18 protein-coding genes and 1 tRNA gene are annotated in these 24,570 nt (G+C 53.6%); 12 read left to right on the forward strand and 7 right to left on the reverse strand.

The features are described from left to right. Positions 1-42 precede the first annotated feature (42 nt). Complete coding sequence (gene putA, locus CRO33_RS02160) at positions 43-3,987, reverse strand: trifunctional transcriptional regulator/proline dehydrogenase/L-glutamate gamma-semialdehyde dehydrogenase (RefSeq protein ID WP_097116810.1); 3,945 nt, start codon at positions 3,985-3,987, stop codon at positions 43-45. A gap of 445 nt (positions 3,988-4,432) precedes the next feature. Here putA and putP point away from each other — a divergent pair, with 445 nt between their 5' ends. From putP to phoH, 5 genes are all read left to right on the forward strand, one after another. After that, positions 4,433-5,917 carry a sodium/proline symporter PutP gene (putP, locus tag CRO33_RS02165; RefSeq protein WP_097116811.1) on the forward strand — a complete coding sequence of 495 codons (1,485 nt, stop codon included), beginning with the start codon at positions 4,433-4,435 and terminating at the stop codon, positions 5,915-5,917. 525 nt (positions 5,918-6,442) lie between these two features. Beyond that, positions 6,443-7,276 carry an iron uptake transporter permease EfeU gene (efeU, locus tag CRO33_RS02170; RefSeq protein WP_097116812.1) on the forward strand — a complete coding sequence of 278 codons (834 nt, stop codon included), beginning with the start codon at positions 6,443-6,445 and terminating at the stop codon, positions 7,274-7,276. Positions 7,277-7,330: 54 nt separating this feature from the next. Beyond that, positions 7,331-8,449 (forward strand): iron uptake system protein EfeO, encoded by a 1,119-nt coding sequence (gene efeO, locus CRO33_RS02175; RefSeq protein WP_097116813.1) that lies wholly within the window; start codon positions 7,331-7,333, stop codon positions 8,447-8,449. A 2-nt stretch (positions 8,450-8,451) separates the two neighbouring features. Further along, positions 8,452-9,732 carry an iron uptake transporter deferrochelatase/peroxidase subunit gene (gene efeB, locus CRO33_RS02180; RefSeq protein WP_097116814.1) on the forward strand — a complete coding sequence of 427 codons (1,281 nt, stop codon included), beginning with the start codon at positions 8,452-8,454 and terminating at the stop codon, positions 9,730-9,732. Positions 9,733-10,306: 574 nt separating this feature from the next. After that, positions 10,307-11,095 (forward strand): phosphate starvation-inducible protein PhoH, encoded by a 789-nt coding sequence (phoH, locus tag CRO33_RS02185; RefSeq protein ID WP_034824330.1) that lies wholly within the window; start codon positions 10,307-10,309, stop codon positions 11,093-11,095. Positions 11,096-11,166: 71 nt separating this feature from the next. On the opposite strand, the gene CRO33_RS02190 is transcribed toward phoH, so the two are convergent. Next, on the reverse strand, positions 11,167-12,036 hold the full coding sequence (locus tag CRO33_RS02190) for a hypothetical protein (protein ID WP_141398993.1): 870 nt from the start codon (positions 12,034-12,036) through the stop codon (positions 11,167-11,169). Between the two features lie 91 nt (positions 12,037-12,127). Next, positions 12,128-13,141 carry a nitrilase family protein gene (locus CRO33_RS02195; protein WP_097116816.1) on the reverse strand — a complete coding sequence of 338 codons (1,014 nt, stop codon included), beginning with the start codon at positions 13,139-13,141 and terminating at the stop codon, positions 12,128-12,130. Between the two features lie 93 nt (positions 13,142-13,234). Here CRO33_RS02195 and CRO33_RS02200 point away from each other — a divergent pair, with 93 nt between their 5' ends. Next, positions 13,235-14,110, forward strand: a complete 876-nt coding sequence (locus CRO33_RS02200; RefSeq protein ID WP_097116817.1) for a LysR family transcriptional regulator — start codon at positions 13,235-13,237, stop codon at positions 14,108-14,110. Between the two features lie 64 nt (positions 14,111-14,174). Here CRO33_RS02200 and CRO33_RS02205 read toward each other — a convergent pair. Then, positions 14,175-14,262: transfer RNA gene (locus CRO33_RS02205), tRNA-Ser, on the reverse strand. A 245-nt stretch (positions 14,263-14,507) separates the two neighbouring features. On the opposite strand from CRO33_RS02205, the gene phoA reads away from it, so the two are divergent. Next, on the forward strand, positions 14,508-15,914 hold the full coding sequence (gene phoA, locus CRO33_RS02210) for an alkaline phosphatase (RefSeq protein ID WP_097116818.1): 1,407 nt from the start codon (positions 14,508-14,510) through the stop codon (positions 15,912-15,914). A gap of 65 nt (positions 15,915-15,979) precedes the next feature. Here the strand turns inward: phoA and gap are convergent, their stop codons facing one another. The 3 genes from gap to CRO33_RS02225 form a co-directional block, all read right to left on the reverse strand. After that, a complete protein-coding gene (gene gap, locus CRO33_RS02215; protein WP_097116819.1) occupies positions 15,980-16,990 on the reverse strand; it encodes a type I glyceraldehyde-3-phosphate dehydrogenase in 1,011 nt (336 codons plus the stop codon). A 78-nt stretch (positions 16,991-17,068) separates the two neighbouring features. Next, positions 17,069-18,046 carry a GlxA family transcriptional regulator gene (locus CRO33_RS02220; RefSeq protein WP_097116820.1) on the reverse strand — a complete coding sequence of 326 codons (978 nt, stop codon included), beginning with the start codon at positions 18,044-18,046 and terminating at the stop codon, positions 17,069-17,071. A gap of 51 nt (positions 18,047-18,097) precedes the next feature. After that, positions 18,098-19,120, reverse strand: coding sequence for a LacI family DNA-binding transcriptional regulator (locus CRO33_RS02225; protein ID WP_097116821.1), 1,023 nt, complete (start codon positions 19,118-19,120; stop codon positions 18,098-18,100). A gap of 293 nt (positions 19,121-19,413) precedes the next feature. Here CRO33_RS02225 and CRO33_RS02230 point away from each other — a divergent pair, with 293 nt between their 5' ends. The 5 genes from CRO33_RS02230 (at position 19,414) to CRO33_RS02250 (ending at position 24,476) form a co-directional block, all read left to right on the forward strand. After that, positions 19,414-19,734: a PTS sugar transporter subunit IIB gene (locus CRO33_RS02230; protein WP_034824314.1), complete on the forward strand. Its 321-nt coding sequence runs from the start codon at positions 19,414-19,416 to the stop codon at positions 19,732-19,734. Next, positions 19,734-21,050, forward strand: a complete 1,317-nt coding sequence (locus tag CRO33_RS02235) for a PTS sugar transporter subunit IIC (protein ID WP_097116822.1) — start codon at positions 19,734-19,736, stop codon at positions 21,048-21,050. The genes CRO33_RS02230 and CRO33_RS02235 overlap by 1 nt, the downstream gene beginning before the upstream one ends. A gap of 8 nt (positions 21,051-21,058) precedes the next feature. Then, positions 21,059-21,391, forward strand: coding sequence for a PTS lactose/cellobiose transporter subunit IIA (locus CRO33_RS02240; RefSeq protein ID WP_097117248.1), 333 nt, complete (start codon positions 21,059-21,061; stop codon positions 21,389-21,391). Positions 21,392-21,421: 30 nt separating this feature from the next. After that, on the forward strand, positions 21,422-22,855 hold the full coding sequence (locus CRO33_RS02245; RefSeq protein WP_097116823.1) for a 6-phospho-beta-glucosidase: 1,434 nt from the start codon (positions 21,422-21,424) through the stop codon (positions 22,853-22,855). 202 nt (positions 22,856-23,057) lie between these two features. Continuing rightward, the gene (locus CRO33_RS02250) at positions 23,058-24,476 is read left to right on the forward strand and encodes a 6-phospho-beta-glucosidase (RefSeq protein WP_097116824.1); all 1,419 of its coding nucleotides are present in this window, start codon (positions 23,058-23,060) and stop codon (positions 24,474-24,476) included. Positions 24,477-24,570 lie beyond the last annotated feature (94 nt).

Consider the following 24,570-nt stretch of genomic DNA (forward strand, 5'->3'; position numbering starts at 1 on the left):
GCGGCGCGCCATGAAAAAGGGCCCTTGCGGGCCCTTATCTTTTTAACCAATGGTCATCAGACTGGCGTTACCACCCGCTGCGGCGGTATTCACGCTCAGTGAGCGCTCTATCAACAGACGTTCCAGCAGCAGATTGGTTTCGCCACGCGCGAAGCCCTGTACCGAAACAATCGCGCCGTCACGCGCAGCAACCTGCTCGCACAGCACACGTAACTGATCGGCGTCACCGTGATAGATCACCGCATCAAACCCGGCGGCCAGCAAATCTTTCACCAACACCACGTGTTTTTGCACGGCGGCAGGTAGTGATTTGCGCAGTGCGCGATGCAACTCATCATCCTGCCAGATTGCCTGACTGCCCACGCTGGTCACTGCTGCCAGTTGCGTCAGTGCGTCCTGCTCGTTATCCGCAATACAGAGGACATGATCGCGCGGCAGAAGCGTGAAGGTGTTACGTTCACCGGTTGGGCCAGGCAGCAGTCGCACCGTACCCGCCTGCGCCAGCTCGTCATAACGCTGACAGAGTGCCAGCAGTTCAGGTTTATCCTGCGCCCAGCTCTGCAATGCCTGGTGCGCGCTCATCAGCTCAGCACGTACGGAACTGTCGACTGGACGCTCGGCATCCTGACGATCAAAGGTCTTACGCAGTGCACTGTCTGGGCGGTTTGCCAGCAGGCGATAGAGATACAAAGGACCTCCGGCTTTTGGACCGGTGCCGGATAAACCTTCTCCACCAAAGGGCTGCACGCCGACGACCGCGCCGACCATATTGCGGTTCACATACAGGTTACCGACCTTCGCGCCTGCCGTGACTTGCGCGATGGTTTCATCAATACGCGTATGCACACCCAGTGTCAGACCGTAACCAGAGGCGTTAATCTGATCGATCAGCTGTGGCAGGCTGTTACGCGCATAACGCACCACGTGCAGCACTGGGCCAAACACTTCTTTATCCAGATCGCTTACCTGACCCAGCTCGATCAGGGTTGGCTTGATAAAGGTGCCGCTGGTCCACTCTTTGCTGTCTTGCGGATTGTCCTGCGCCGCCTGATACACGGTGAAACCCTTATTGCGCATCGCCTGAATGTGGCGCTCGATGTTACCTTTGGCTTCGGCGTCGATTACCGGGCCGATATCCGTAGAGAGACGTTCCGGATTGCCCATGCGGCATTCGGCCATCGCGCCACGCAGCATTTTCAGGGTGTGATCGGCGACATCATCTTGTACGCACAGCAGACGCAGCGCCGAGCAACGCTGTCCGGCGCTGTCAAAGGCGGAGGCAACGATATCGACCACCACCTGCTCAGTCAGCGCCGAAGAATCCACGATCATGGCGTTCATGCCGCCGGTTTCAGCAATCAGCGGCGTTGGGCGGCCTTGCGGATCGAGACGACCCGCCAGATTGCGTTGCAGCAGCGTCGCGACAGCGGTGGATCCGGTGAACATCACACCGCGTACTCGCTCGTCACCCGTTAACTGTGCACCGACAGTCTCGCCCTGGCCCGGCAGCAGTTGCAGCACACCTGATGGCACGCCCGCATCCAGCATGATTTGTACCGCCTGCGCGGCTATCAGCGGCGTCTGCTCAGCGGGTTTCGCCAGCACGCTGTTACCGGCTGCCAGTGCTGCAGCAATCTGACCGGTGAAGATCGCCAGCGGGAAGTTCCACGGGCTGATGCACACCACTGGGCCGAGCGGACGATGGGTTTCGTTATCGAAATCATCACGCACCATACCGGCGTAGTAATAGAGGAAATCAACCGCTTCACGCACCTCGGCAATGGCGTTGTTGTAGGTCTTACCTGCTTCACGCACCAGCAGGCCAATCAGCTGCTGCATCTGGCCTTCCATCGCTTCGGCGGCGCGCTCCAAAATGGCTGCACGTTCTTGTGGCGGGGTGGCAAACCAGATTGGACCGGCATTTACTGCGGCATCCAGCGCTTCCGAGACTTCTGCTTCGCTGGCATCGCGCACGCTGCCCACCACATCGGCTGGCGCAGAAGGGTTGAGTACCGGACGGCTCACGCCGTCACCCAGCTCACCTTCGACCAACGGCTGGGCAATCCATGGCTGGCTGGCGCTATTGAGCAGGGCGCTGGAGAGTGATGCCAGACGATGTTCGTTAGCCAAATCCAGACCGGCTGAGTTGGCGCGCTTATCACCATACAGATCGCGCGGCAGCGGGATTTTCGGATGCGGTAAACCGACTGCGCCTTCGGTCAGCGCCATCTTCTCCACCGCAGAAACCGGATCGGCAACCAGCTCATCCAGCGGCAGGGTGTTATCTGCGATGCGGTTAACAAACGAGGTGTTGGCCCCGTTTTCCAGTAAGCGACGTACCAGATAGGCGAGCAGGGTTTCATGGGTGCCGACCGGTGCGTAGATACGGCACGGACGGTTCAGTTTGCCGTCTGCCACTTTGCCGACCACCTGCTCATACAGCGGTTCGCCCATGCCGTGCAGGCACTGGAACTCGTACTGACCCGGATAGTAGTTATTGCCTGCCAGCTGATAGATCGCTGCCAGCGTGTGAGCGTTATGAGTAGCAAATTGCGGATAGATCAGATTCGGTACCGCCAACAGTTTGCGGGCGCAAGCCAGGTAAGAGATGTCGGTGTACACCTTGCGGGTATAAACCGGATAACCTTCCAGCCCATCAATCTGCGCACGTTTGATTTCGCTATCCCAATACGCGCCTTTCACCAGACGGATCATCAGGCGACGGCGGCTGCGTTGGGCGAGATCGATCAGGGAGTCGATCACAAACGGGCAGCGCTTCTGGTATGCCTGAATCACAAAGCCAATCCCGTTCCAGCCGTCCAGTTCCGGCTCGAAGCACAGTTTTTCCAGCAGATCGAGCGACAGTTCCAGACGGTCTGCTTCTTCCGCATCGATATTGATACCAATGTCGTAAGAGCGCGCCAGTAAGGTCAGTGATTTAAGGATCGGATATAGCTCTTCCATCACGCGTTCATACTGCGCGCGGCTATAGCGAGGATGCAGGGCCGACAGTTTGATCGAGATGCCTGGACCTTCATAGATGCCACGGCCATTGGAAGCTTTACCAATGGCATGGATCGCCTGCTGATAGGACACCAGATAAGCTTTGGCATCACTGGCGGTCAGCGCTGCTTCACCCAGCATATCGTAGGAGTAGCGGAAGCCTTTCTCTTCCAGTTTGCGCGCATTGGCCAGTGCTTCCGCAATGGTTTCGCCGGTGACGAACTGCTCGCCCATCAGGCGCATCGCCATATCCACGCCTTTGCGGATCAGCGGTTCTCCACTCTTACCAATAATGCGATTAAGTGAACGCGACAAGTTGGCTTCATTGTGAGTCGATACCAGACGTCCGGTAAACAGCAGACCCCAGGTTGCGGCGTTAACGAACATCGACGGGCTGCGGCCCAGATGCGACTGCCAGTTGCCATTGCTGATTTTGTCGCGAATCAGCGCGTCACGAGTTGGTTTGTCGGGAATACGCAGCAGCGCTTCCGCCAGACACATCAGCGCCACGCCTTCCTGCGAAGAGAGGGAGAACTCTTGTAACAGACTTTGCACCATTCCGGCGCGTCCGGTTGCACCTTTTTGGTGACGCAACTTATCCGCCAGGCTATAAGCCAGCTGATGGGTTTTCTCGGCCAGCGGGGCAGGGAGACGCGCCTGCTCCAGCAGCATCGGTACCGCATCCGTTTCCGGACGACGCCACGCAGCGGTGATGGCAGAGCGCGTGACCGACTGCGGCAAAATATGTTCAGCGAAGTCGAGGAAGGGCTGGAATGACTCGTCTGCCGTGCCTTCTTCACTGGCGGCGTCGGCGAGCTGTAGGGGAATTTCCGGCAAAGATTCACCGGCTTCCAGCTGCGAAAGGTAGTTAAAAATCGCCTGTTTGATCAGCCAGTGTGGGGTGCGGTCAATTTTGCCTGCCGCCAATTTAATGCGATCGCGGGTGGCTTCATCCAACTTCACCCCCATGGTGGTCGTTCCCATGATTTCCTCGTCCTCAAAATATGATTCAACATCAGCGTGGGCTGCACTATCACTCATGTTGCAACTTTGTGCAACCATGTTAAATGTGACCTGAGTTGCACGTTTATCAACACTTAAAATCGGTCATGTGAAGAAACGGCACAAAACTTGCTGCAAGAAGCTCGCCAAAGTTGCAACTCCCGTCAACGAGAGCACTCTCATGTTGAACAAGGTGCAACTCAAAGTGTGAGCGTGTGCAACCTATTGGCATTAAATCAGCGAAGTCAGGTGAAACCATTGTGACAGCTGTGTTAAATGCATTGTGCGCGCCGCCCCTTTGCGGCAGGATACCGCGCCTTAAGAGAAATCGCTTTCTCTGGATGCGGTAAAGCCCTGATGCCGTCCCGTTCCGATGGCTCAGGAAAAAAGATTTCTCTTAACGGATTAAATAATAAGTGGAGAGAGTATGAGTATGAGTACACCGATGTTGGTGACCTTTGTAATTTATATCCTGGGAATGGTGCTGATTGGCTTTATTGCCTACCGTTCGACCAAAAACTTTGACGACTACATACTGGGCGGACGCAGTTTAGGCAGTGTGGTCACCGCACTGTCAGCGGGTGCATCAGATATGAGCGGTTGGTTGCTGATGGGTTTACCCGGCGCCATCTTCCTTTCCGGCATTTCAGAAAGCTGGATCGCCATTGGCCTGACCATCGGTGCCTGGCTTAACTGGAAAATTGTGGCAGGTCGCCTGCGCGTGCAGACCGAACATCACGATAATGCCTTAACGCTGCCGGACTTCTTCTCCAGCCGTTTCGAAGACAAAAGCAAGTTGCTGCGTGTTATCTCCGCTGTAGTTATTCTCATCTTCTTCACCATTTATTGCGCATCAGGCGTGGTTGCGGGTGCACGTCTCTTTGAAAGCACCTTCGGTATGGATTACCAAACTGCGCTGTGGGCCGGTGCTGCTGCCACCATTCTTTATACGCTGGTGGGCGGATTCCTGGCGGTGAGCTGGACCGATACCGTGCAGGCCAGCCTGATGATCTTCGCGCTGATCCTCACTCCGGTGTTTGTGATTATCGCGGTAGGTGGCCTGGATGATTCACTGGCGGTGATCGAAGCAAAAAGTCTTGAAAACCTCGACATGCTGAAAGGGCTCAACTTTGTTGCCGTTATCTCCTTACTCGGATGGGGCCTGGGTTACTTTGGACAACCGCATATCCTGGCGCGCTTTATGGCGGCGGATTCACATCACTCGATTCGCACTGCACGTCGCATTGGCATGACCTGGATGATCCTGTGCCTGGCCGGTGCCGTGGCGGTGGGCTTCTTCGGTATCGCCTACTTCCAGAACCACCCTGAGCAAGCGGCAGGCGTAAGCCAGAACGGCGAACGCGTGTTCATTGAACTGGCGCGTATCCTGTTTAACCCGTGGATTGCTGGCATCCTGCTGTCTGCGATTCTGGCAGCGGTGATGTCCACCCTAAGCTGCCAGCTGCTGGTGTGCTCAAGCGCCCTGACAGAAGATCTCTACAAAGGCTTCCTGCGTAAAAATGCCAGTCAGAAAGAGCTGGTGTGGGTAGGGCGTTTAATGGTGCTGCTGATTGCGTTGATCGCCATCGCGCTGGCGGCCAATCCGGAAAACCGTGTGCTCGGCTTAGTCAGCTATGCATGGGCGGGCTTTGGTGCTGCCTTCGGTCCGGTTGTTCTGTTCGGCGTATGCTGGAAACGTATGACCCGCAATGGCGCGCTGGCCGGGATGGTGATTGGTGCACTGACGGTGCTGCTGTGGAAACAGTATGGTTACACCGAACTGTATGAAATCATTCCTGGCTTCATCTTCGCCAGCATCGCGATTGTGGTGTTCAGCCTGATCGGCAAAGGCCCATCAAAAGAAGCACAAGCGCGCTTCGCCGCCGCTGAAGCTGAATACAACACCAAGTAATTCTGTCTCTGACACACTAAGCCCGCCCGTATACGGCGGGCTTTTTTTATGGAATCGACCAGGCTTCAGCATTCCCTTCAAAGCAATGACATAGTTAGTCGTCCGATAAAGGCCATTCCGGGGAGCGAAGCGTCCGCGCCATGGACGGCGCGGCCGATCTGCAGGGATGCGTGGTTTCTTCGCGATCGGGATGGCCTTTAGTGGACAATGCGCTGAACTCAAAGCGACACCTCTACACTGAACCTGAAGCGATAACTCTGCACCGAACGTGCAGCGAAAACCCGGCACTGAACCTGCAGCGATATCCCGGCACTGAGCTTGCAGCCACACCCCAGCACTGAATATTTATCTGAACGCTGAAATCCCCATCACCCATTTTCAGTGAATCCGTATTACAGCCCGCAAATGAGAAATAATTTCATTCAGTGACTTGTAATTTTACCCGCGATAATGATAATCGATATCGTTTGCACTTTACGTATTTTTACCTAAGGTTTACCCTCCTTAACAATCAAGAGGTTGGTGATGTTCGTACCGTTTCTCATTATGCTGCGTGAAGGTCTTGAAGCAGCTCTCATCGTCAGCCTGATTGCCAGCTACCTGAAACGCACCCAGCGCACTCAGTGGTTCCCCGCGATGTGGGCGGGTGTCTTCATTGCCGCGGCACTCTGCTTAGGCCTTGGCATCTTCATCAATGAAACCACTGGCGAATTCCCGCAAAAACAGCAAGAACTGTTTGAAGGCATCGTCGCGGTCGTCGCGGTGGTCATCCTCACGTCCATGGTGTTCTGGATGCGCAAAGTCTCACGTAACATCAAAGCCACACTGGAACGATCGGTCGATCAGGCATTGCAAAAGCAGGGCGGCGGTGGCTTCCCGCTGGTCCTCATGGTCTTTCTGGCCGTGGCGCGTGAAGGTCTTGAATCCGTCTTCTTCCTGCTGGCGGCTTTCACCCAGGATGTTGGCTACGCGCCGCCGATTGGCGCGGTGCTGGGCTTATTAACGGCGATTGTTTTGGGCATGCTGCTCTACTACGGCGGCATCCGCCTCAACCTGGCGAGCTTCTTCTGCTGGACCAGCTTATTCATTCTCTTTGTTGCCGCAGGTCTCGCGGCAGGTGCGATCCGTGCTTTCCACGAAGCGGGGCTCTGGAACCACTTCCAGGACATTGCTTTCGACCTCAGCAACACGCTCTCCACCCACTCGGTGGTCGGTACGCTGCTGGAAGGCATTCTCGGCTATCAGGAAACGCCAAGCGTCAGTGAAGTGGCGGCCTGGCTTATCTACCTGATTCCGGCGCTGCTGCTGTTCTTCTTCCCGGCGCGCCCAACGGCCAGTGCTGCGCGCACCACACGCTGAAATTAAATCAGGCGCGATTGCGCGTCTGTTCTTCCATGTAACAGGGATATCACTATGACGATTCGCTTCCGCCGTAAGGCGCTGTTGGTTTCAATGCTGGCTCTCTCAGGCGCCGCATCTGCTGCATCCATCCCGCAAGTCACGGTTACCGTCACTGACAAACAGTGTGAGCCGATGTCACTCAATGTGCAGGCGGGTAAAACCCAGTTCATCATTAAAAACAACAGCCAGAAAGCGCTGGAGTGGGAAATCCTGAAAGGGGTGATGGTGGTAGAAGAGCGTGAAAACATCGCGCCGGGTTTTAGCCAGAAACTGACTGCGAACCTCGAAGCGGGCGAATATGACATGACCTGTGGCTTGCTGACCAACCCGAAAGGCAAATTGGTGGTATCGGGTGAGTCGAAAACCGCTGCCAAAGGTAAAACCGACATCATGCAGCTGGCTGGCCCAATCACAGACTACAAAACCTACGTGATGAGCGAAGTCAAAGAGTTGGTGGCGGGCACTCAGGCCTTCACCGATGCGGTTAAAGCGGGCGACCTGGAAAAAGCCAAAGCGCTGTACGCACCAACCCGTGCGCACTACGAACGTATCGAACCGATTGCAGAACTGTTCTCCGATCTGGACAGCAGCATCGATGCCCGTGAAGATGACTTCGAGAAAAAAGCGGATGATCCGAAATTCACCGGTTTCCACCGCATCGAAAAAATCCTCTGGGCCGACAAAACCACCAAAGGTGCAGAAGAGTTTGCGACTAAGCTGAATCAGGACGTGCTGGATCTGCAGACCCGCATCAGTGAACTGGCCTTCCCTCCGGCGAAAGTGGTCGGTGGCGCAGCTGGCCTGATCGAAGAAGTGGCGGCCAGCAAAATCTCGGGTGAAGAAGATCGTTACAGCCGTACCGACCTGTCCGACTTCCAGGCTAATATCGACGGCGCACAGAAAATCGTTGATCTGCTGCGTCCACAGTTGCAAAAAGCTAACCCGCAGCTGCTGGCGAAAGTCGATGCTAACTTTAAGAAAGTCGACAGCATCCTCAGCAAATACCGCACCAAAGACGGTTTCGAATCTTACGAGAAACTGACTACCGCTGACCGCAATGCGCTGAAAGGGCCGATCACCACTCTGGCGGAAGATCTCTCCCTGCTGCGCGGAACTTTAGGTCTCGACTAATCATGAGCCATAAAAATGACGCGGCAGAGCCGTCGCGTCGTCGTTTATTGCAGGGGTTAGGTATGTTGGGCGGCGCGGCCGCCCTGAGTGGCGGTTGTCCATTCCATACGGCAGCCGCGGCTGACAGCTTCTCTCCTGGCACGGTTGCACCCGATGCGCGCCAGCAAGCGCAACCTTTCTACGGCCCGCATCAGGCTGGCATTATCACCCCGCAGCAAGCTTCGATGATGCTGGTGGCCTTTGACGTCTTAGCCAGTGATAAAAGTGACCTCGAGCGTCTGTTCCGTCTGCTAACAGCGCGCTTCGCTTTCCTGACAAAAGGAGGCGCCGCGCCAGTTGTCACCAACCCGCAGCTGCCGCCAATGGATTCCGGCATTCTTGGCGCCGATATCGCACCCGATAATCTCACCATGACGCTGTCCGTGGGCACCTCGTTGTTTGATGAGCGCTTTGGTTTGAGTGCACACAAACCGACGCAACTGCAAAGCATGACGCGCTTCCCCAACGATTCGCTGGATGCCGATCAGTGTCACGGCGATCTTCTGCTGCAAATCTGCGCCAATACGCAAGATACGGTGATACACGCACTGCGCGACATCATTAAGTACACGCCCGATCTGCTGGCCGTGCGCTGGCGGCGCGACGGCTTTATCGCCGACCACGCCGCACGCAGTCACGGTAAAGAAACGCCGATCAATCTGCTGGGCTTTAAAGATGGCACCGCTAACCCTGACACGCATAATCCTGCGTTGATGGATCAGTTGCTGTGGGTCACTGCAAATCAACAAGAACCCGCATGGACGCAGGGAGGCAGTTATCAGGCGGTGCGTATCATTCGTTTCCACGTTGAAATGTGGGATCGCACTCCACTGGGTGAACAGCAAACGATATTCGGTCGTGAGAAACTTTCCGGTGCGCCGCTGGGCATGAAAGAGGAACATGACGTGCCGGATTACAGCAAAGACCCGGATGGCGATGTCATCGCGCTGGATGCGCATATCCGTCTCGCTAACCCACGCACGCCGGAAACCGACAGCAGTTTAATGCTGCGCCGGGGTTACAGTTACTCCTCAGGGATTACCGGTTCGGGGCAGCTAGATATGGGACTCTTGTTCGTTTGCTATCAGCATGATTTAGCCAAAGGCTTTATCACCGTGCAAAAACGTCTCAATGGCGAAGCGCTGGAAGAATATATTCGTCCGATTGGCGGCGGATACTTTTTCGTTTTGCCCGGCGTCCCTGACGAAAAACATTACCTTGGCCAGCCTTTACTGCAGGCCTGATTAATAAACGCACCGTGCCAGCACAGCGATAAGGTTGCGCTGGCGCTTTTTTCACCGACCGTAAACTTTCCCCTGGTCGCTTCCTGTTCCGAATGTTCCGAAAAAGTTCGTCGCACGTCAAATAATCCATCTAACTGAAAATGCGAGATAATTTAATTTAAGACGAAAATTCTCGTGCTTCGCTTATCTGTTTTTCTTTGTCGTGACGTAAAAATACTGTTGCAAAGCAAGGTTAATATGATGCACTTTACTCATAAGCGTTGTCAGTTGTGTGGCTAAGTCCACTGGAGTTCGCGCATGACCCGGTCCTTCTATGGACAGTTAAATACACTTCAGCTAGCGCAGTACACTGCGGGGGATTTCTTCCCTCCAAAGTATCCTCTTCACTTTTCAATTATCGTTTCCGAACTAACGCCAATTCTCTACCGGTGCGCTTCAGCGCTTCGTCGTTGTTGCACACTATTTTCAATGGCCAGACCCGGCTTACAAGGAAGCCAAACAAACCTCTAAAGCGTTCAAGTCATCGCCGCGGGTGATCCGCCGCGATAAATGAAACCAACTGTAAGGTGCCACTATGGGAAGACAGAAAGCAGTGATCAAAGCGCGTCGTGAAGCAAGAAGAGTCGTTCGTAGTGATTCTCGCAGTCACCGTCAGCGCGAAGAAGAATCGGTCACTTCGCTGGTGCAGATGGGTGGGTTGGACTCAATTGGTATGGCGCGTGATTCACGCGATCGTGGCCCGATTGAAGCCAGAAATGAAGCTCAGGCGCACTATCTTAATGCCATAGAAACGAAACAGCTGATATTCGCCACCGGTGAAGCCGGTTGCGGTAAAACCTGGATTAGCGCAGCCAAAGCGGCTGAGGCCCTGATCAATAAGGATATCGAAAGGATTATTGTGACGCGCCCGGTTCTGCAGGCGGATGAAGACCTCGGTTTCCTTCCTGGGGATATTTCCGAGAAGTTCGCCCCGTATTTCCGACCGGTATACGACGTTCTGGTTAAACGTCTCGGCGCTTCTTTTATGCAGTACTGCCTGCGGCCTGAAATTGCCAAGGTAGAGATTGCGCCCTTCGCATATATGCGCGGACGTACGTTTGAAAATGCGGTAGTGATCCTTGATGAGGCACAAAACGTCACTGCGGCACAGATGAAGATGTTCCTGACACGCTTAGGCGAGAACGTGACGGTTATCGTCAACGGAGATATCACCCAGTGTGACTTGCCGTCCCATGTCAAATCCGGTCTTGCTGATGCGCTGGCGCGTTTCGAAGAAGACGAGATGATTGGTGTGGTGCGTTTCGACAAAAACGACTGCGTCCGTTCGGCACTTTGCCAGCGCACGCTGCTGGCTTACGGTTAACCATTGAGTCGTAGTTGATTGAGAGTGTAGCGAAGCAAAACCCGGTGCAAGCCGGGTTTTTTTATTGCTACTTAGCCTGGTTCAATGAATAACTGCTGGTTAGGAAAATCGATCAGAACACGATGGTGCTGTAAGAAATCGGTGCCTAATAAACCCTCCGCTGCCATTCGCGAGTCAACATCATCTAATAGCACGACATCGATATCTATTTCCCCGGATGTCGCGTTTTTGATATTTATTTGAGTCGCCCGGCAGCCTTCATAATCCAATTCGTCGATGACTTCTTTGCAGGGATAAACGTTCTCTGTTCTATTTAAACGTTTACTCCACAGCATTGAGTGTGATGCACCGGTATCCAGCAGCATATTAAAGGTTTCATTATTCTTCATTGCCTCAATGATAATACCCTCATGGGTTAAGGTTAACGGCAGCGCTAACCATTGCTGACGATCGATATTGAAATCGTCCAGCCGATCAGCAACGGAAAAAAGGCGATGCTGATAATCGATGAGCAGGGCTTTCTGCCGGAATAGCCCCAATCCGATAACCATACTTTCCGGACGTTTGCCGTCAGGCTGCAGCGTCAGCCCCCATGGAACCAGGGAAATCCCTTCAACATTCTCAAAGTTCATACCATTGACGTAAACATGGTGGAACATGAATTTATCATGCAGGAACACTTCGCCGGTCAGATCGGTGGTGCGCACTTTCTCCTTTAGGGGTTTTAACCAGGGCACCTGTCGTATAAATGACTGATCAAAATGGAAAGCAAATGCGGAGCCGGTATCAAGCATGAACTCGCCATCCTGACCATTAATATTCAGTGTTGCAATCGGTACTGCACTCTCATCGAATTTAAACTGAATTTCTATTACCGCTTCAGCTAACGAGGTGAATGTCATGGCGCAGATAAAAATGCCATGATGCATAAATCCCTTCATTTATTGTTTTTCCCTATATTAGTATTAACTTCCCCAGGCGTCTTCAGTGTCGATATTCATAAAAAGCGAAAGGTTTACTCCTCATGCTGCGTTATTTTTTATCCAAAAATGTTTTACGCGCCATTTTGTGATCGAACACAGGAACATCTTCGGAGAACCGTGCAGTACGTGCATCACGCTCATAGCCCTGAGGTTCACACAGGAGTTGATAAAGCTCCGGGCGACGACCGTGGATCCAGCGGCGTCCGGTAGACATCGCCAGTAACGAGAGATCCAGGTCGGCACTCACCAGCGTATCCCTGAAGGAAGTGGTTTCGTTAACGATGCGGCCATAGGGATCAATCACCATCGCATTGCCGGTACGGATCTCGCCGTTATCCAGTCCGACGCCATTACTGAACAGGACGAAAAGACCGTTATCGTGCGCACGCGAAGGCAGCCAGCGCATCAACCAGCCTCGACCGCTGTCGCTAGCCAGAGCGATTTCCAGTGCGCTGGGAGCGCTTTCTCGGTTTTCCCACAGACTCACCGGAAAGGGTTTCATACCAAAGGGACTGCGTGAATGGGTGCCACCTGTTTGATGCGGGGCAATCAGAATATCGGCTCCCATGAGCGCGGTGATGCGGACGTTATCGGTTAAATTATTGTCCCAGCAAATCAGAATCCCGACTTTCACCCCCCATGGCGTGTCAAACACGGTGAATTCATTTCCCTGGGCGATGCCCGCATGTTCGAAAGCATGGATCTTACGATGTACATGGCGTTGGCCATCCGGCATGCAGACCGCATAGGCATTGTAGAGCAGTCCATTATCATGCTTTTCGATGTAGCCGGCGCCGATCGCCATCTGATGCTTTTCCGCCAGGCTCGCGATACGCGCCAGTGACGGGCTGTTTTCCGTGCGCTCGGCCAGGGCTTCGACCTCTGTAATGGGCAGATCCGGCACATGCCAGTAACCCGTGATGCACATTTCAGGAAAGGCTAATATTTTGACTTCTTCTTGTGCGGCCTGCGCGATAAAGCGCTCCATCACGGAAAGATTGTAAGCTTTGTCGCTGGCGCGATGGCAAAACTGCACGGTGGCAACGCGAAGTGAATGTTCCATGGTGATTCTCCAAAAGGAACCAGGTCGCTATTTCACCAGAGGGAAAACCACCGTGTATAATCACAACTTCTCCCACTTTGATAACCGATTGGAATGGATATTAAACTGTTACGCGCCTTTGTGACGCTGGCGCAAGAAGGCACCTACCACTCGGCGGCCAATAAGCTCTGCATCACCCAGCCCGCACTCTCGAAACAGATCCAGACACTGGAGCACCTTTCTGGTGTGACGTTATTTCATCGCGGACGGCATGGTGCGCGGTTAACGGTGGCGGGAGATCAATTGTTAGCGGCTGCCAGCGAGGCAGTGGAGCGCTATGCGGATTTTTTCGCTGACGTGACGGCGATCCAAAGAGGGGATTCAGGAAAACTCACTCTGGGTTTTGGCATCTCTTCTTATCTTTTTGCTGCCAAACGTGTCGCTGCCTTTCGCGTTCGTTATCCCGGCGCACAGGTCTCGCTCAACGATATGCCTTCGGCGGTTCAGACCCAATGGCTTGCTGAAGGACGACTGCAGGTGGGATTTGTGCGCTTACCCGTGCCTGAACCACTGCAAAGTCACAGTCTGGATACGGAACAATTAGTGCTGGCGGTAGCCGCTGATCAATTATCGAGTCACTTAGAAACAACACAGGTTATTGAAAATCGTCAACTCTTACAGTTGGCACCTCAGCGGGGCGAAGGGCTCACTACGCAGGCCGATCAATTCCTGACCGCAAGAAACCTCACGCCGCGCACGGTGTCGGCTGCTGATGATATTCAGACGTTACTGGCGCTGGTGGCCGCTGGTGATGGTGTGGCGTTACTGCCGGCGAGTGTGAAACACATCCTGCCTGTAGGCGTCACACTATTGCTTCTGGAAGGCGAGCATACCCAATGGCACACCGGTTTGGCGTGGAATGGTCATATTAAGGACCCGCTAAGAGACAAGTTTTTAGCGATGGTAATGGAAGATGGCCAGATAAATTAACGATGTGGCTGAATTGAAGACAAAAAAAAGCCTGAACTTTCGTTCAGGCTCTTCTTCAAAATGATGGCGGTGAGAGGGGGATTCGAACCCCCGATACGTTGCCGTATACACACTTTCCAGGCGTGCTCCTTCAGCCACTCGGACATCTCACCACATTTTTTCTGCCAACCGCACTGGGTCAACGGGGCGCTACTATAGGGAGTTACCTGAATACGGTCAAGCCCTATTTTCTCCTTTTGTTCTATCCGCTTAAGCTCTGTGCAGCTTGCTGCATCTCTCGCCGAACTGCGTGTTCTGTCATCAAATTATTCCTTCTCTGCCACAAAAGTGTCACCAGACTGTCGCAGACTTGTCTGCGGAAACATTTGGTTATATTTACTGATAAGGATGCTTATAAATGAAACACATACCTCTTTTCACGGTTTCTCTGCTGGCTTCACTCATCGCGACGTCAGCAGTGGCAGACACAACAACGTATAGCCGCGCCGCCACCGGTGATATCACCGAACACGGTGGCGCGCGCCGCCTCAGCAGCGACCAGACGGAAGCGCTGAAAGCCTCACTCGTTAATACCACGGCCAAAAACGTCATCTTATTGATCGGCGATGGCATGGGTGACTCGGAAATCACCGCCGCACGAAATCAGGCGATGGGCGCGGGTGGTTTCTTCCCAGGCATTGATGCGCTGCCGTTAACCGGTCAGTACACCCACTACTCGTTAGACAAGAAAACTCACAAACCGAATTACGTGACCGATTCGGCTGCCTCCGCGACCGCCTGGGCGACGGGCACCAAATCTTATAACGGCGCCATCGGCGTAGACGTTAATGGCAAGGATCAGGTCACCATTCTGGAGTTGGCGAAAGCCGCTGGGAAAGCCACCGGTAACGTCTCGACTGCAGAATTGCAGGATGCCACGCCCGCCGCTTTAATGGCGCATGTCACGTCGCGTAAATGTTATGGCCCGGAGAAAACCAGCGAGCTGTGTCCCACCAATGCGCTGGAGCAGGGCGGTAAAGGGTCTATTAGCGAGCAGATGCTGAAGACCCGTCCAGATGTCACCCTCGGCGGCGGGGCGAAATCGTTCTCTGAAAGCGCCAAAGCGGGTGAGTACCAGGGCAAAACCCTGCGCGAGCAGGCTCAGGCACTGGGCTTCCAGCTGGTCGATAACCTGGATGGCATGAATGCCATCCAACAGGCCGACCAAACTAAACCGGTGCTCGGGCTGTTCTCCGACGGCAATATGCCGGTTCGCTGGCAGGGACCGAAAGCCAGCTATCACGGCAATATCGATAAACCGGTGGTGACCTGTGAAGTCAATAAAGATCGCCCGGCATCAACACCAACATTGGCGCAGATGACCAAAAAGGCGATTGATCTGCTGAGCACCAATGAGAATGGCTTCTTCCTGCAGGTGGAAGGGGCTTCAATAGATAAACAGGATCACGCGGCGAACCCGTGCGGCCAGATTGGCGAAACGGTGGATCTGGATGAGGCCGTGCAGCAGGCGCTGGCTTTTGCACGTGAACACGGTGACACGCTGGTGGTAGTGACGGCAGACCATGCGCATAGCAGCCAGATTATTGAAAATGGCAGCAAAGCCCCAGGCCTGACGCAGGCGGTGAACACCAAAGATGGTGCGGTCATGACCATCAGCTACGGTAACTCTGAAGAGGATTCTCAGGGACATACCGGCACACAGTTGCGCATCGCGGCCTATGGTCCTTATGCGGCTAACGTGGTGGGCCTGACCGATCAGACGGACTTGTTCTTTACGCTGAAGGATGCAATGGGCATTAAGTAACCACGCCCGGCAGCAACGAGAATCCCCGCAACAGCGGGGATTCTCTGGCTGCAGATTGGTGCGAATCACAATCCGCGCTGCGCCATTAAGCGCGCTAAATCCACCAGACGATTTGAGAATCCCCACTCGTTATCGTACCAGGCGAGGATTTTCACCAGGTTGCCGCCAATCACCAGGGTAGAGAGCCCATCAATGATCGATGAACGTGGATCGCCCTGATAATCGCTGGAGACCAGTGGCTCATCGCTGTATCCCAGAATGCCTTTTAATGGACCTTCAGCGGCGGCGGCCTTAAATGCATTGTTCACTTCTTCTGCCGTCACATCACGCTTCAGCCTCACGGTGAGATCCACAATCGACACCACTGGCACCGGCACGCGCAGTGAATACCCCGTCAGACGGCCATCCAGTTCCGGGATGACGCGACCTAGCGCTTTCGCCGCACCGCTGGAGTAAGGCACGATTGACAGCGCCGCCGCGCGCGCGCCGCGCAGATCTTTCTCCGGCTGATCGTGCAGCACCTGGCTATTGGTGTAAGCATGGGTGGTGTTCATCAAGCCATGTTCAATGCCGAATGCCTGATGTAATACCTGCGCGGCGGGTGCCAGACCGTTGGTGGTGCAACTGCCGTTACTCACCACGAAATGCTGCTGGGGATCGTAGCGCTGATCGTTCACGCCCAGCACAATCGTCAAATCATCGTTTTTACCAGGAGCGGAGATAATCACTCTTTTTGCGCCGCCGTGCGTGATATGCACTGCCGCTTTCTCGCGCTCGGTGAAGAAGCCGGTGGCTTCAATCACAATATCAACACCCACGTCACGCCAGCGGATATTGGCCGGGTCGCGTTCGCTGAACACCCGCACCGGCTTACCATCGATGCGCAGCTCACCTTCACCGGCCTCAACTTCTGCAGGAAGTCTGCCTAACAATGAGTCGTGTTTAAGCAGATGCGCCAGCGTTTTGCTGTCGGTGAGATCGTTAATCGCCACAATCTCAATATCGTTGCTGCCGAGTGCGGCGCGGAACACGTTACGTCCGATACGGCCAAAGCCGTTAATGCCAATCTTAATCATCATTGACTCCCTATCCGAAGTGGTTGCAGTCAATGTAGGACGATGTGTGATTGGCGTAAACGACAAAAAAGGATCACTTTACGCCATTTTGCGGCAGTGAAAGCGTTGGCGATATTCACCCGGAGTGAGATGCAGCTGGCGCTCAAAACTGCGGCGCAAATTGATGCTGCTGCCAAATCCGGTGTCAAGGGCGATGCGTTCCAGCGTCGCGCGGCTCTGTTCCAACAGTTCTCGTGCGGCGGCCAATCGCGCTTCTGCGACATAGCGCGCCGGTGACGCACCGGTTTCACGGGTGAATACGCGGGTGAAATTGCGTGGACTCATGGCGACACGTTCGGCCAATTTCTCAACCGACAGATCTTTCGCCAGGTTGGCGCGTATCCAGCTTTGCAGATCGTGGATCGGGCCGGTGCTGGTTTGTTGTAGCTGGTAGCGGCTGAACTGCATCTGTCCGCCGGGGCGACGCAAATACATCACCATATCCTGAGCGATATCGCGTGCCACGCTGAAACCAAAATCCTCTTCAACCAGCGCCAGCGTGAGATCAAAGCCGGAACTCACGCCGCCGGACGTCCAGATAGGACCATCCTGAATATACAGCGGACCCCCTTCCACCTGAACACGGGGGAAGCGGGTTTGCAGGGTTTCCAGCAGGCGCCAGTGTGACGTGGCGCGGCGTCCATCCAGCAAACCGGCTTCAGCGAGCAGCATCGCGCCACCACAAATTGACACCACACGCCGAGCCTGCGGAGCCGCCAGCCTGATGAAATCCACCACCATATTGCCCTCTTCAACGCTGTCACCGCGTCCGGTAATCATGATGGTGTCCCAGGCGGCGCGGGGATCTAATTCGGCCAGCTTCAGGTCAGCCAGCAGGTTGAGGCCCGACTGACCATGGATCACCTGATGCGGCTGCGTGGTGGCGATACTGACGCGATAACGTGGCTGATCAACGCCAACGGGCAGGTGCAGGTTGGCGTGCATCAGGATGTCGGCAATACCGGCGGCTTCAAATAACATGCCGCCATCGGGGACGATAACGAGAAAGTGCTTCATGGCGTAAAATGCTCATCGTGGCAAAATAAGCCAGATTATCGCACGGCGCCGTTATTTTTGCTGGTAATACGGTCCCTGGGTGATCGAATTACGCAGCACCAGTCGGCCCGGCATCAGTGGCTGCGCCGTCACGCTTTCGCCATCCAGCATTTTAGACAGTTGCGTTAATGCGCTCGACACCATCTCAGCAACCGGAACATGCACCGTGGTTAACGCCGGCAGGAGATAGGGCGCAACCGGGATATCATCAAAGCCCAGCAAGGAGACGTCATGCGGGATGCGCAAACCCGCGTTGTGCAAGGCGCAGGCGGCGCCAATCGCCATATCATCATTGCTGGCGACAATCGCGGAAAATCTGACTTTACGACGTAACAGTGCTTCAACCGCCAGTTGCCCACTGGCGCTGGTCCAGCAGCCGTCCAGCATCAGGTTTTCGTCGTATTCAATGCCATTGTCCATCAACGATGAAATATAGCCTTTCAGACGACTTAATCCGGTGTGAGAGCTACCCATCCCTTTGATGAAAGCGATCTCGCGGTGGCCCTGAGCAATTAAATGATTCACCGCGTTGAGGGTGTCATTTTCGTGGTCAGCACACACCGAATATTGCGGATGCTGCTTCAAACGGCGGTTTAACACGATTAACGGCTTACTCATTCCAGGAATAAGTGCATCAATATCTTCCACGCTTAAATAGCGCGGATAGATGATCACGGCATCGCAATAGCTATCGATTAAAAAGTTTATGGCCTCGCGCTCTTGCTGCGCATTGTGTTTACCATCGCCCAGCACCAGTTGTGAACCGAGTTTTTCCGTCATGGTCGCGGCCTGGAATAACAGCTCGGTAAAAAAGGGACCATTGTAAAGCGTGTTGGGCACCATCAGACCAATACTGTGCGAACGGTTGGTCGCAAGACTTCGTGCCAGCAGATTAGGACGGTAATCCATCTCATCTATGGCCAGCATCACCCGATCCCGCACCGTTTTAGACACATAAGCATGGCCAGCCAGCACCCGTGACACCGTGGCTTTTGACACACCTGCGCGTTTTGCGACATCAAGCATTGTCGTCATTTATCTTCCTTCTCAGCGTTCTCGCGCATTGTAGCGCAAAAGCTCAATCTGAAAACCGCAGAGTGAGGCTCTTCTAACCGATAACGTTTTTTCTCATTATCATCCGATTTCATCACATATTTAAAAGGCTAACATAAAAATAATATGAAACCGGTCTCAGATTAATCATATTTTCACTCTTTAAATAAGGTTTAACGGTTTGAGTTATGGATCACAAAAAGAACAAATTGAATCTGTAACCGGTTGCAGAAACGATTCTCGGCGCGTAATTATTTAAAAAAACGGAGGGTGTCATGGTGAAAATTCTATTGTGTTGTTCCGCAGGTATGTCAACCAGCATGGTCGTACAAAGAATGCAGAAAGCCGCTACGCAGCTGGGTTTAGAAGCCAAAATTGATGCCGTTGGCATGGAAGAGTTCAGTGAAAAAATCGCCGAGTATGACTGTTGTCTGCTAGGCCCACAGATCAAATATAAGCTGGCAGATTTCGAACGTCAGGCGCAGGAGTATCACAAACCGGTCACCGTCATTAATACCATGGATTACGGCATGTTAAATGGCGAAAAGATCCTGAAGTCGGCGCTCGCCCTGATTGATGCTAATAAGGGGGCATGATGAGTACACTGGCTGACTCCTTATTTGGTGTGATTGAAAACCGCATCAGTCCGATTGCTGCGCGACTCTCATCGCAACGGCATGTGGTGGCGATCAAGGACGGATTTATTGCCTCAATGCCGTTCCTGATTGTCGGCTCATTCATGCTGCTGTTCTCACATCCTCCTTTCAGTCAGGACAGCCAATGGGGCTTCGCCCAGTGGTGGCTGGGCATGGTGAAGCAGTACAACGACCAGCTGATGATGCCCTACAACATGACGATGGGCATCATGGCGGTGTTCATCACCGGCGCGATTGCCTATAACCTGGCGCAAAGCTACAAACTGAATGGCCTGATGGCGGCGCTGCTGTCGCTGATGACTTTTTTGGTGGTGGCTGCACCGGAAAAGAACGGCGCATTGTCCGTCGCTTCGCTGGGTGGGGAAGGAATATTCACCGCCATCCTGATCAGCCTGTACTGCACGGAAGTGATGCACTGGCTGGTGAAGTACAACATTGGTTTCAAACTGCCGGAACAGGTGCCGCCGAAAATTCGTCAGTCCTTTGACCTGCTGATCCCCATCATGGTGATTTTCCTGACGCTCTACCCGCTGAACCTGTTTATGGAGAGCCACTTTGGTCTGTTGATTCCTCAGGCCATCATGTCAGTGTTTGCGCCAATTATCTCAGCAGCCGATTCACTGCCTGCGGTGCTCATCGCCGTCTTGCTATGTCATTTGCTGTGGTTTGCCGGCATTCACGGTGCGGCGATTGTCGGCGGCATCCTGCAGGCATTCTGGCTGAGTAATCTGGGGCTGAACCAGGAAGCGTTAAATGCCGGGCAAGAGATCCCTAAAATCTTTATCGAGCCATTCTGGCAGTTCTTCATCACCGTAGGCGGATCGGGTGCCACCATGGGCCTGGTGATTCTCTATCTGCGCAGCCGCTCCGCGCATCTGCGCGCCATCGGCCGCCTCGGCTTTGTACCCGGTATGTTTAACATCAATGAGCCGATTATTTTCGGTTCACCGGTGGTGATGAATCCGCTGCTGTTTATTCCCTTTATCACCACGCCGTTGATCAACGCGGTTATCGCCTGGACCGCCACCCGCACCAACCTGATCAACCACGTCATTTCGCTGGCACCCTGGACCACGCCGGGACCGATTGGTGCCGCCTGGTCAACCGGCTGGGACTGGCGCGCAGTGGTGTTAGTCGCGTTCCTGATTTGTTTATCCACGCTGATTTATTACCCGTTCTTCAAAATGTATGAACGCCAACTGCTTGCGCAGGAAGGAGAGATGGCGCAGGAACAACTGGCTGAGGAGATGAAGTAATGCAAGAGATGCAGGAAATGGAAAGCACGGTGATGGAGCTGATCATTCATGCCGGGGAGGCCCGTTCATCATCGATGCAGGCACTGCAAGCGGCCCGAAAACACAACTGGCAGGAAGCCGATGTGCTGCTGGCGAATGCACGAGATGCCGCGCGCGAAGCCCACAAAATTCAAACCGCGTTAATTGGTGCGGATGAAGGCTGCGGCAAAATTCCGGTCAACCTGATTATGGTGCATGCGCAGGATCATCTGATGAACGCCATGTTGTGCCGCGATTTAGTTGAAGAGCTGATCTATCTGCATCGTCAGGTGCAGGAGTTATCGAAAACCCACTTGCAGTAAGACGCAGTTAATCACATGAAAGGATGGATTATGTCTCAGTTACCGGCTGATTTTTTATGGGGCGGCGCCGTTGCCGCGCATCAGGTTGAAGGTGGATGGAACGAAGGCGGTAAAGGGCCGAGCATCGTCGATGTGTTGACGGGCGGAGCGCATGGCGTTGAACGTGAAATTACCGATGGCATTGTCGAGGGGAAACACTACCCCAATCATCAGGCCACCGATTTTTATCATCACTACAAAGATGATATCGCGTTGTTTGCCGAGATGGGTTTTAAGTGTTTTCGTACCTCGATTGCCTGGACACGCATCTTCCCGAAAGGCGATGAGCAACAACCTAACGAAGCGGGCCTGCAGTTCTACGACGACATGTTTGATGAGCTGCTCAAATATGGCATCGAACCGGTGATTACGCTGTCGCACTTCGAGATGCCATTGCATCTGGTGCAGCAATATGGCGGCTGGCTGAATCGTGAATTGATCGATCTCTTTGTGCGCTATAGCGAAGTGGTGATGAAGCGCTACAAAGGCAAAGTGAAATACTGGATGACCTTTAACGAGATCAACAACCAGCGTAACTGGCGCCGACCGCTGTTCGGCTACAGCAACTCAGGCGTGATTTTCACCGATCATGAAAATCCGGAAGAGGTGATGTATCAGGTACTGCATCATCAGTTTGTGGCCAGTGCCAAAGTGGTGAAGCTGGGGCATCAAATCAATCCTGAATTCAAGATCGGTTGCATGCTGGCGATGGTGCCGCTGTATCCGTGGTCATGCCATCCTGATGACGTAATGTATGCGCAAAAGTCAATGCAGGAACGTTATCTGTTTGGCGATGTGCACATGCGTGGTGCCTATCCTTCCTACATTTTGAAAGAGTGGGAACTGCGCGGATTCCACATTGAGATGGCGCCGGAAGATGCACAAACGCTGCGAGAAGGCTGCACCGACTATCTCGGCTTTAGCTATTACATGAGTAACGCCGTGGAGTATGCCAGCGCGACCCGCATGGACAGCGCACTCGAAGCATTCCCCGGCAGCCGAAAAAATCCGCATGTGCAGGCGTCAGATTGGGGATGGCAGATTGATCCCGTTGGCCTGCGCTACACACTAAATGCGCTGTATGAGCGTTATCAGAAGCCGCTGTTTATTGTGGAAAATGGGTTTGGCGCCGTCGATCAACGTGAGGCCAACGGCGAGGTCAATGATGACTATCGTATTGCCTACCTGCGTGAACACATCGAGCAAATGAAAAAAGCCGTACTGGAAGATGGCGTGGATTTAATGGGCTTCACGCCCTGGGGCTGTCTCGACTGTGTCTCTTTTGGCACCGGCCAATACAGCAAACGCTACGGCTTTATCTACGTAAACCGTAATGACGATCAAACCGGCGATTTTTCGCGTTCGAAGAAAAAGAGTTTTGCCTGGTATAAAAAGGTCATCGCCTCACAAGGTGAAGCGCTTTAATTCGGATTGCCCGGGCAGGAAGCCCGGGTAAATCAGAGTTGTCATCTCTTCGGCAGTGAATATCCTTTCCAGCCTGCGCAGGCAGGCTGAATAAATAACATAAACCTGAGCCAGGAAAAATATCATCCATGCGGTGAGGCGCAATGCTGCCTGCAACGGCGCTTTTTACTCACCTGATTGCAACCAAACGGAGTTATATCCTATGCCAAATAAGATCAAAATTGTCACTATCGGTGGGGGTTCCAGCTATACGCCAGAGTTGATTGAAGGGCTTATCCTGCGTCAGGAGCAGTTGCCGATTGCCGAGTTGTGGCTGGTCGATATTGAGGACGGCGCAGAGAAGATGGAAATCGTCGGCAGTATGGCAAAGCGCATGATCGCGGCTGCCAAACTCGACTGGCAGGTGCATCTTTCTCTCGATCGCAAGGAAGCGTTAAAGGATGCGAATTACGTGACCACCCAGTTCCGCGTGGGGTTGCTGGATGCACGCTTAAAAGACGAAGTGATTCCATTAGCCAATGGTTTACTGGGCCAGGAAACTAACGGCCCGGGCGGGATATTTAAAGCGTTTCGCACGGTGCCGGTGATTCTCGATATTATCGAGGATATGCGTCAATTGTGCCCAAACGCCTGGCTGGTGGATTTCACTAATCCGGCAGGTATGGTGACAGAAGCGGCGATTAAATATGGCAAGTGGGAAAAAACCGTTGGCCTGTGCAATGTGCCGTTCGGCCATATCACTCAGGCATGCAGCGTGCTCGGTGCGGAAGAGAACGATCTCTATTTCAAATTTGCCGGGCTTAACCATTTCCACTGGCATCGCGTCTGGGATCAGCAGGGCAATGAACGCACCGCAGAACTGATTGATAAAATCTATTCCCCAGACCAGCAGGAAACAAGCGATGAAGGACTGAAAAATATTCATCAGATTCCGTTTAACTACGATCAGGTAAAACATCTCGGCCTGCTGCCCTGTGGTTATCACCGCTATTACTATTTGCAGGAACCGATGCTCGCTCATGCCATCGAAGAGTTCGAACAGTATGAAACCCGCGCTGAAGTGGTGAAGAAAACCGAAGCGCGGCTGTTCGAGTTATATAAAGACGTCAATCTTAACTACAAGCCTGAAGAGTTAAGTCAGCGGGGCGGGGCGCATTACAGCGATGCGGCTTGCGATCTCATTGCATCAATTCAAAATAACAGTGGAAAATTAATGGTGGTCTCAACGCGCAATAATGGCGCGATTGCCGATTTACCGTTTGATTGCGTGGTGGAGGTCACTGCCGCCATCACTTCTCATGGCGCAGAACCGCTGCGTTGGGGAGCGTTACCGCCTGCGGCGCGCGGCATGATTCAGTTAATGAAAGCCATGGAGGAAACAGTGATTGAAGCCGCCGTTACTGGAGATTACGGTGCGGCATTACACGCTTTCACCATTAATCCGCTGATTCCGGCGGGCGACACGGCGATCAAAGTGCTGGATCAATTGTTGTATGCCCATAAAGGCTATTTGCCGAAGTTTGCCAGCAAAATTGCGGAGATTGAGCAGACCAAACCGGAGATCGTTACCTTCGTCGATCAGTTACTGGCCGACAGGCAAGCGCACGCGCATAGGGCGTGATGAGGTTTTATCAGGATCGAATGAGGCAGGAAGGAGACTGTAGACGGTGCCCGTTTGAACATCGCTGGGCACCGAGAAAAGCACTCACCGTCTT

The organism is Pantoea sp. GL120224-02 (genome assembly GCF_900215395.1).
GTDB classification, from domain to species: domain Bacteria; phylum Pseudomonadota; class Gammaproteobacteria; order Enterobacterales; family Enterobacteriaceae; genus Pantoea; species Pantoea communis.

What these genes read in the sequence shown, in the direction of transcription:
- CRO33_RS02225 (WP_097116821.1), bottom strand. Translation starts at nt 19,120, where the DNA reads ATGACGACAATGCTTGATGTCGCAAAACGCGCAGGTGTGTCAAAAGCC.
- CRO33_RS02230 (WP_034824314.1), top strand. Translation starts at nt 19,414, where the DNA reads ATGGTGAAAATTCTATTGTGTTGTTCCGCAGGTATGTCAACCAGCATG.
- phoA (WP_097116818.1), top strand. Translation starts at nt 14,508, where the DNA reads ATGAAACACATACCTCTTTTCACGGTTTCTCTGCTGGCTTCACTCATC.
- CRO33_RS02240 (WP_097117248.1), top strand. Translation starts at nt 21,059, where the DNA reads ATGCAGGAAATGGAAAGCACGGTGATGGAGCTGATCATTCATGCCGGG.
- CRO33_RS02250 (WP_097116824.1), top strand. Translation starts at nt 23,058, where the DNA reads ATGCCAAATAAGATCAAAATTGTCACTATCGGTGGGGGTTCCAGCTAT.
- putP (WP_097116811.1), top strand. Translation starts at nt 4,433, where the DNA reads ATGAGTATGAGTACACCGATGTTGGTGACCTTTGTAATTTATATCCTG.
- CRO33_RS02220 (WP_097116820.1), bottom strand. Translation starts at nt 18,046, where the DNA reads ATGAAGCACTTTCTCGTTATCGTCCCCGATGGCGGCATGTTATTTGAA.
- efeB (WP_097116814.1), top strand. Translation starts at nt 8,452, where the DNA reads ATGAGCCATAAAAATGACGCGGCAGAGCCGTCGCGTCGTCGTTTATTG.
- CRO33_RS02235 (WP_097116822.1), top strand. Translation starts at nt 19,734, where the DNA reads ATGAGTACACTGGCTGACTCCTTATTTGGTGTGATTGAAAACCGCATC.
- gap (WP_097116819.1), bottom strand. Translation starts at nt 16,990, where the DNA reads ATGATTAAGATTGGCATTAACGGCTTTGGCCGTATCGGACGTAACGTG.
- CRO33_RS02245 (WP_097116823.1), top strand. Translation starts at nt 21,422, where the DNA reads ATGTCTCAGTTACCGGCTGATTTTTTATGGGGCGGCGCCGTTGCCGCG.
- efeO (WP_097116813.1), top strand. Translation starts at nt 7,331, where the DNA reads ATGACGATTCGCTTCCGCCGTAAGGCGCTGTTGGTTTCAATGCTGGCT.
- putA (WP_097116810.1), bottom strand. Translation starts at nt 3,987, where the DNA reads ATGGGAACGACCACCATGGGGGTGAAGTTGGATGAAGCCACCCGCGAT.
- CRO33_RS02195 (WP_097116816.1), bottom strand. Translation starts at nt 13,141, where the DNA reads ATGGAACATTCACTTCGCGTTGCCACCGTGCAGTTTTGCCATCGCGCC.
- efeU (WP_097116812.1), top strand. Translation starts at nt 6,443, where the DNA reads ATGTTCGTACCGTTTCTCATTATGCTGCGTGAAGGTCTTGAAGCAGCT.
- phoH (WP_034824330.1), top strand. Translation starts at nt 10,307, where the DNA reads ATGGGAAGACAGAAAGCAGTGATCAAAGCGCGTCGTGAAGCAAGAAGA.
- CRO33_RS02200 (WP_097116817.1), top strand. Translation starts at nt 13,235, where the DNA reads ATGGATATTAAACTGTTACGCGCCTTTGTGACGCTGGCGCAAGAAGGC.
- CRO33_RS02190 (WP_141398993.1), bottom strand. Translation starts at nt 12,036, where the DNA reads ATGAAGGGATTTATGCATCATGGCATTTTTATCTGCGCCATGACATTC.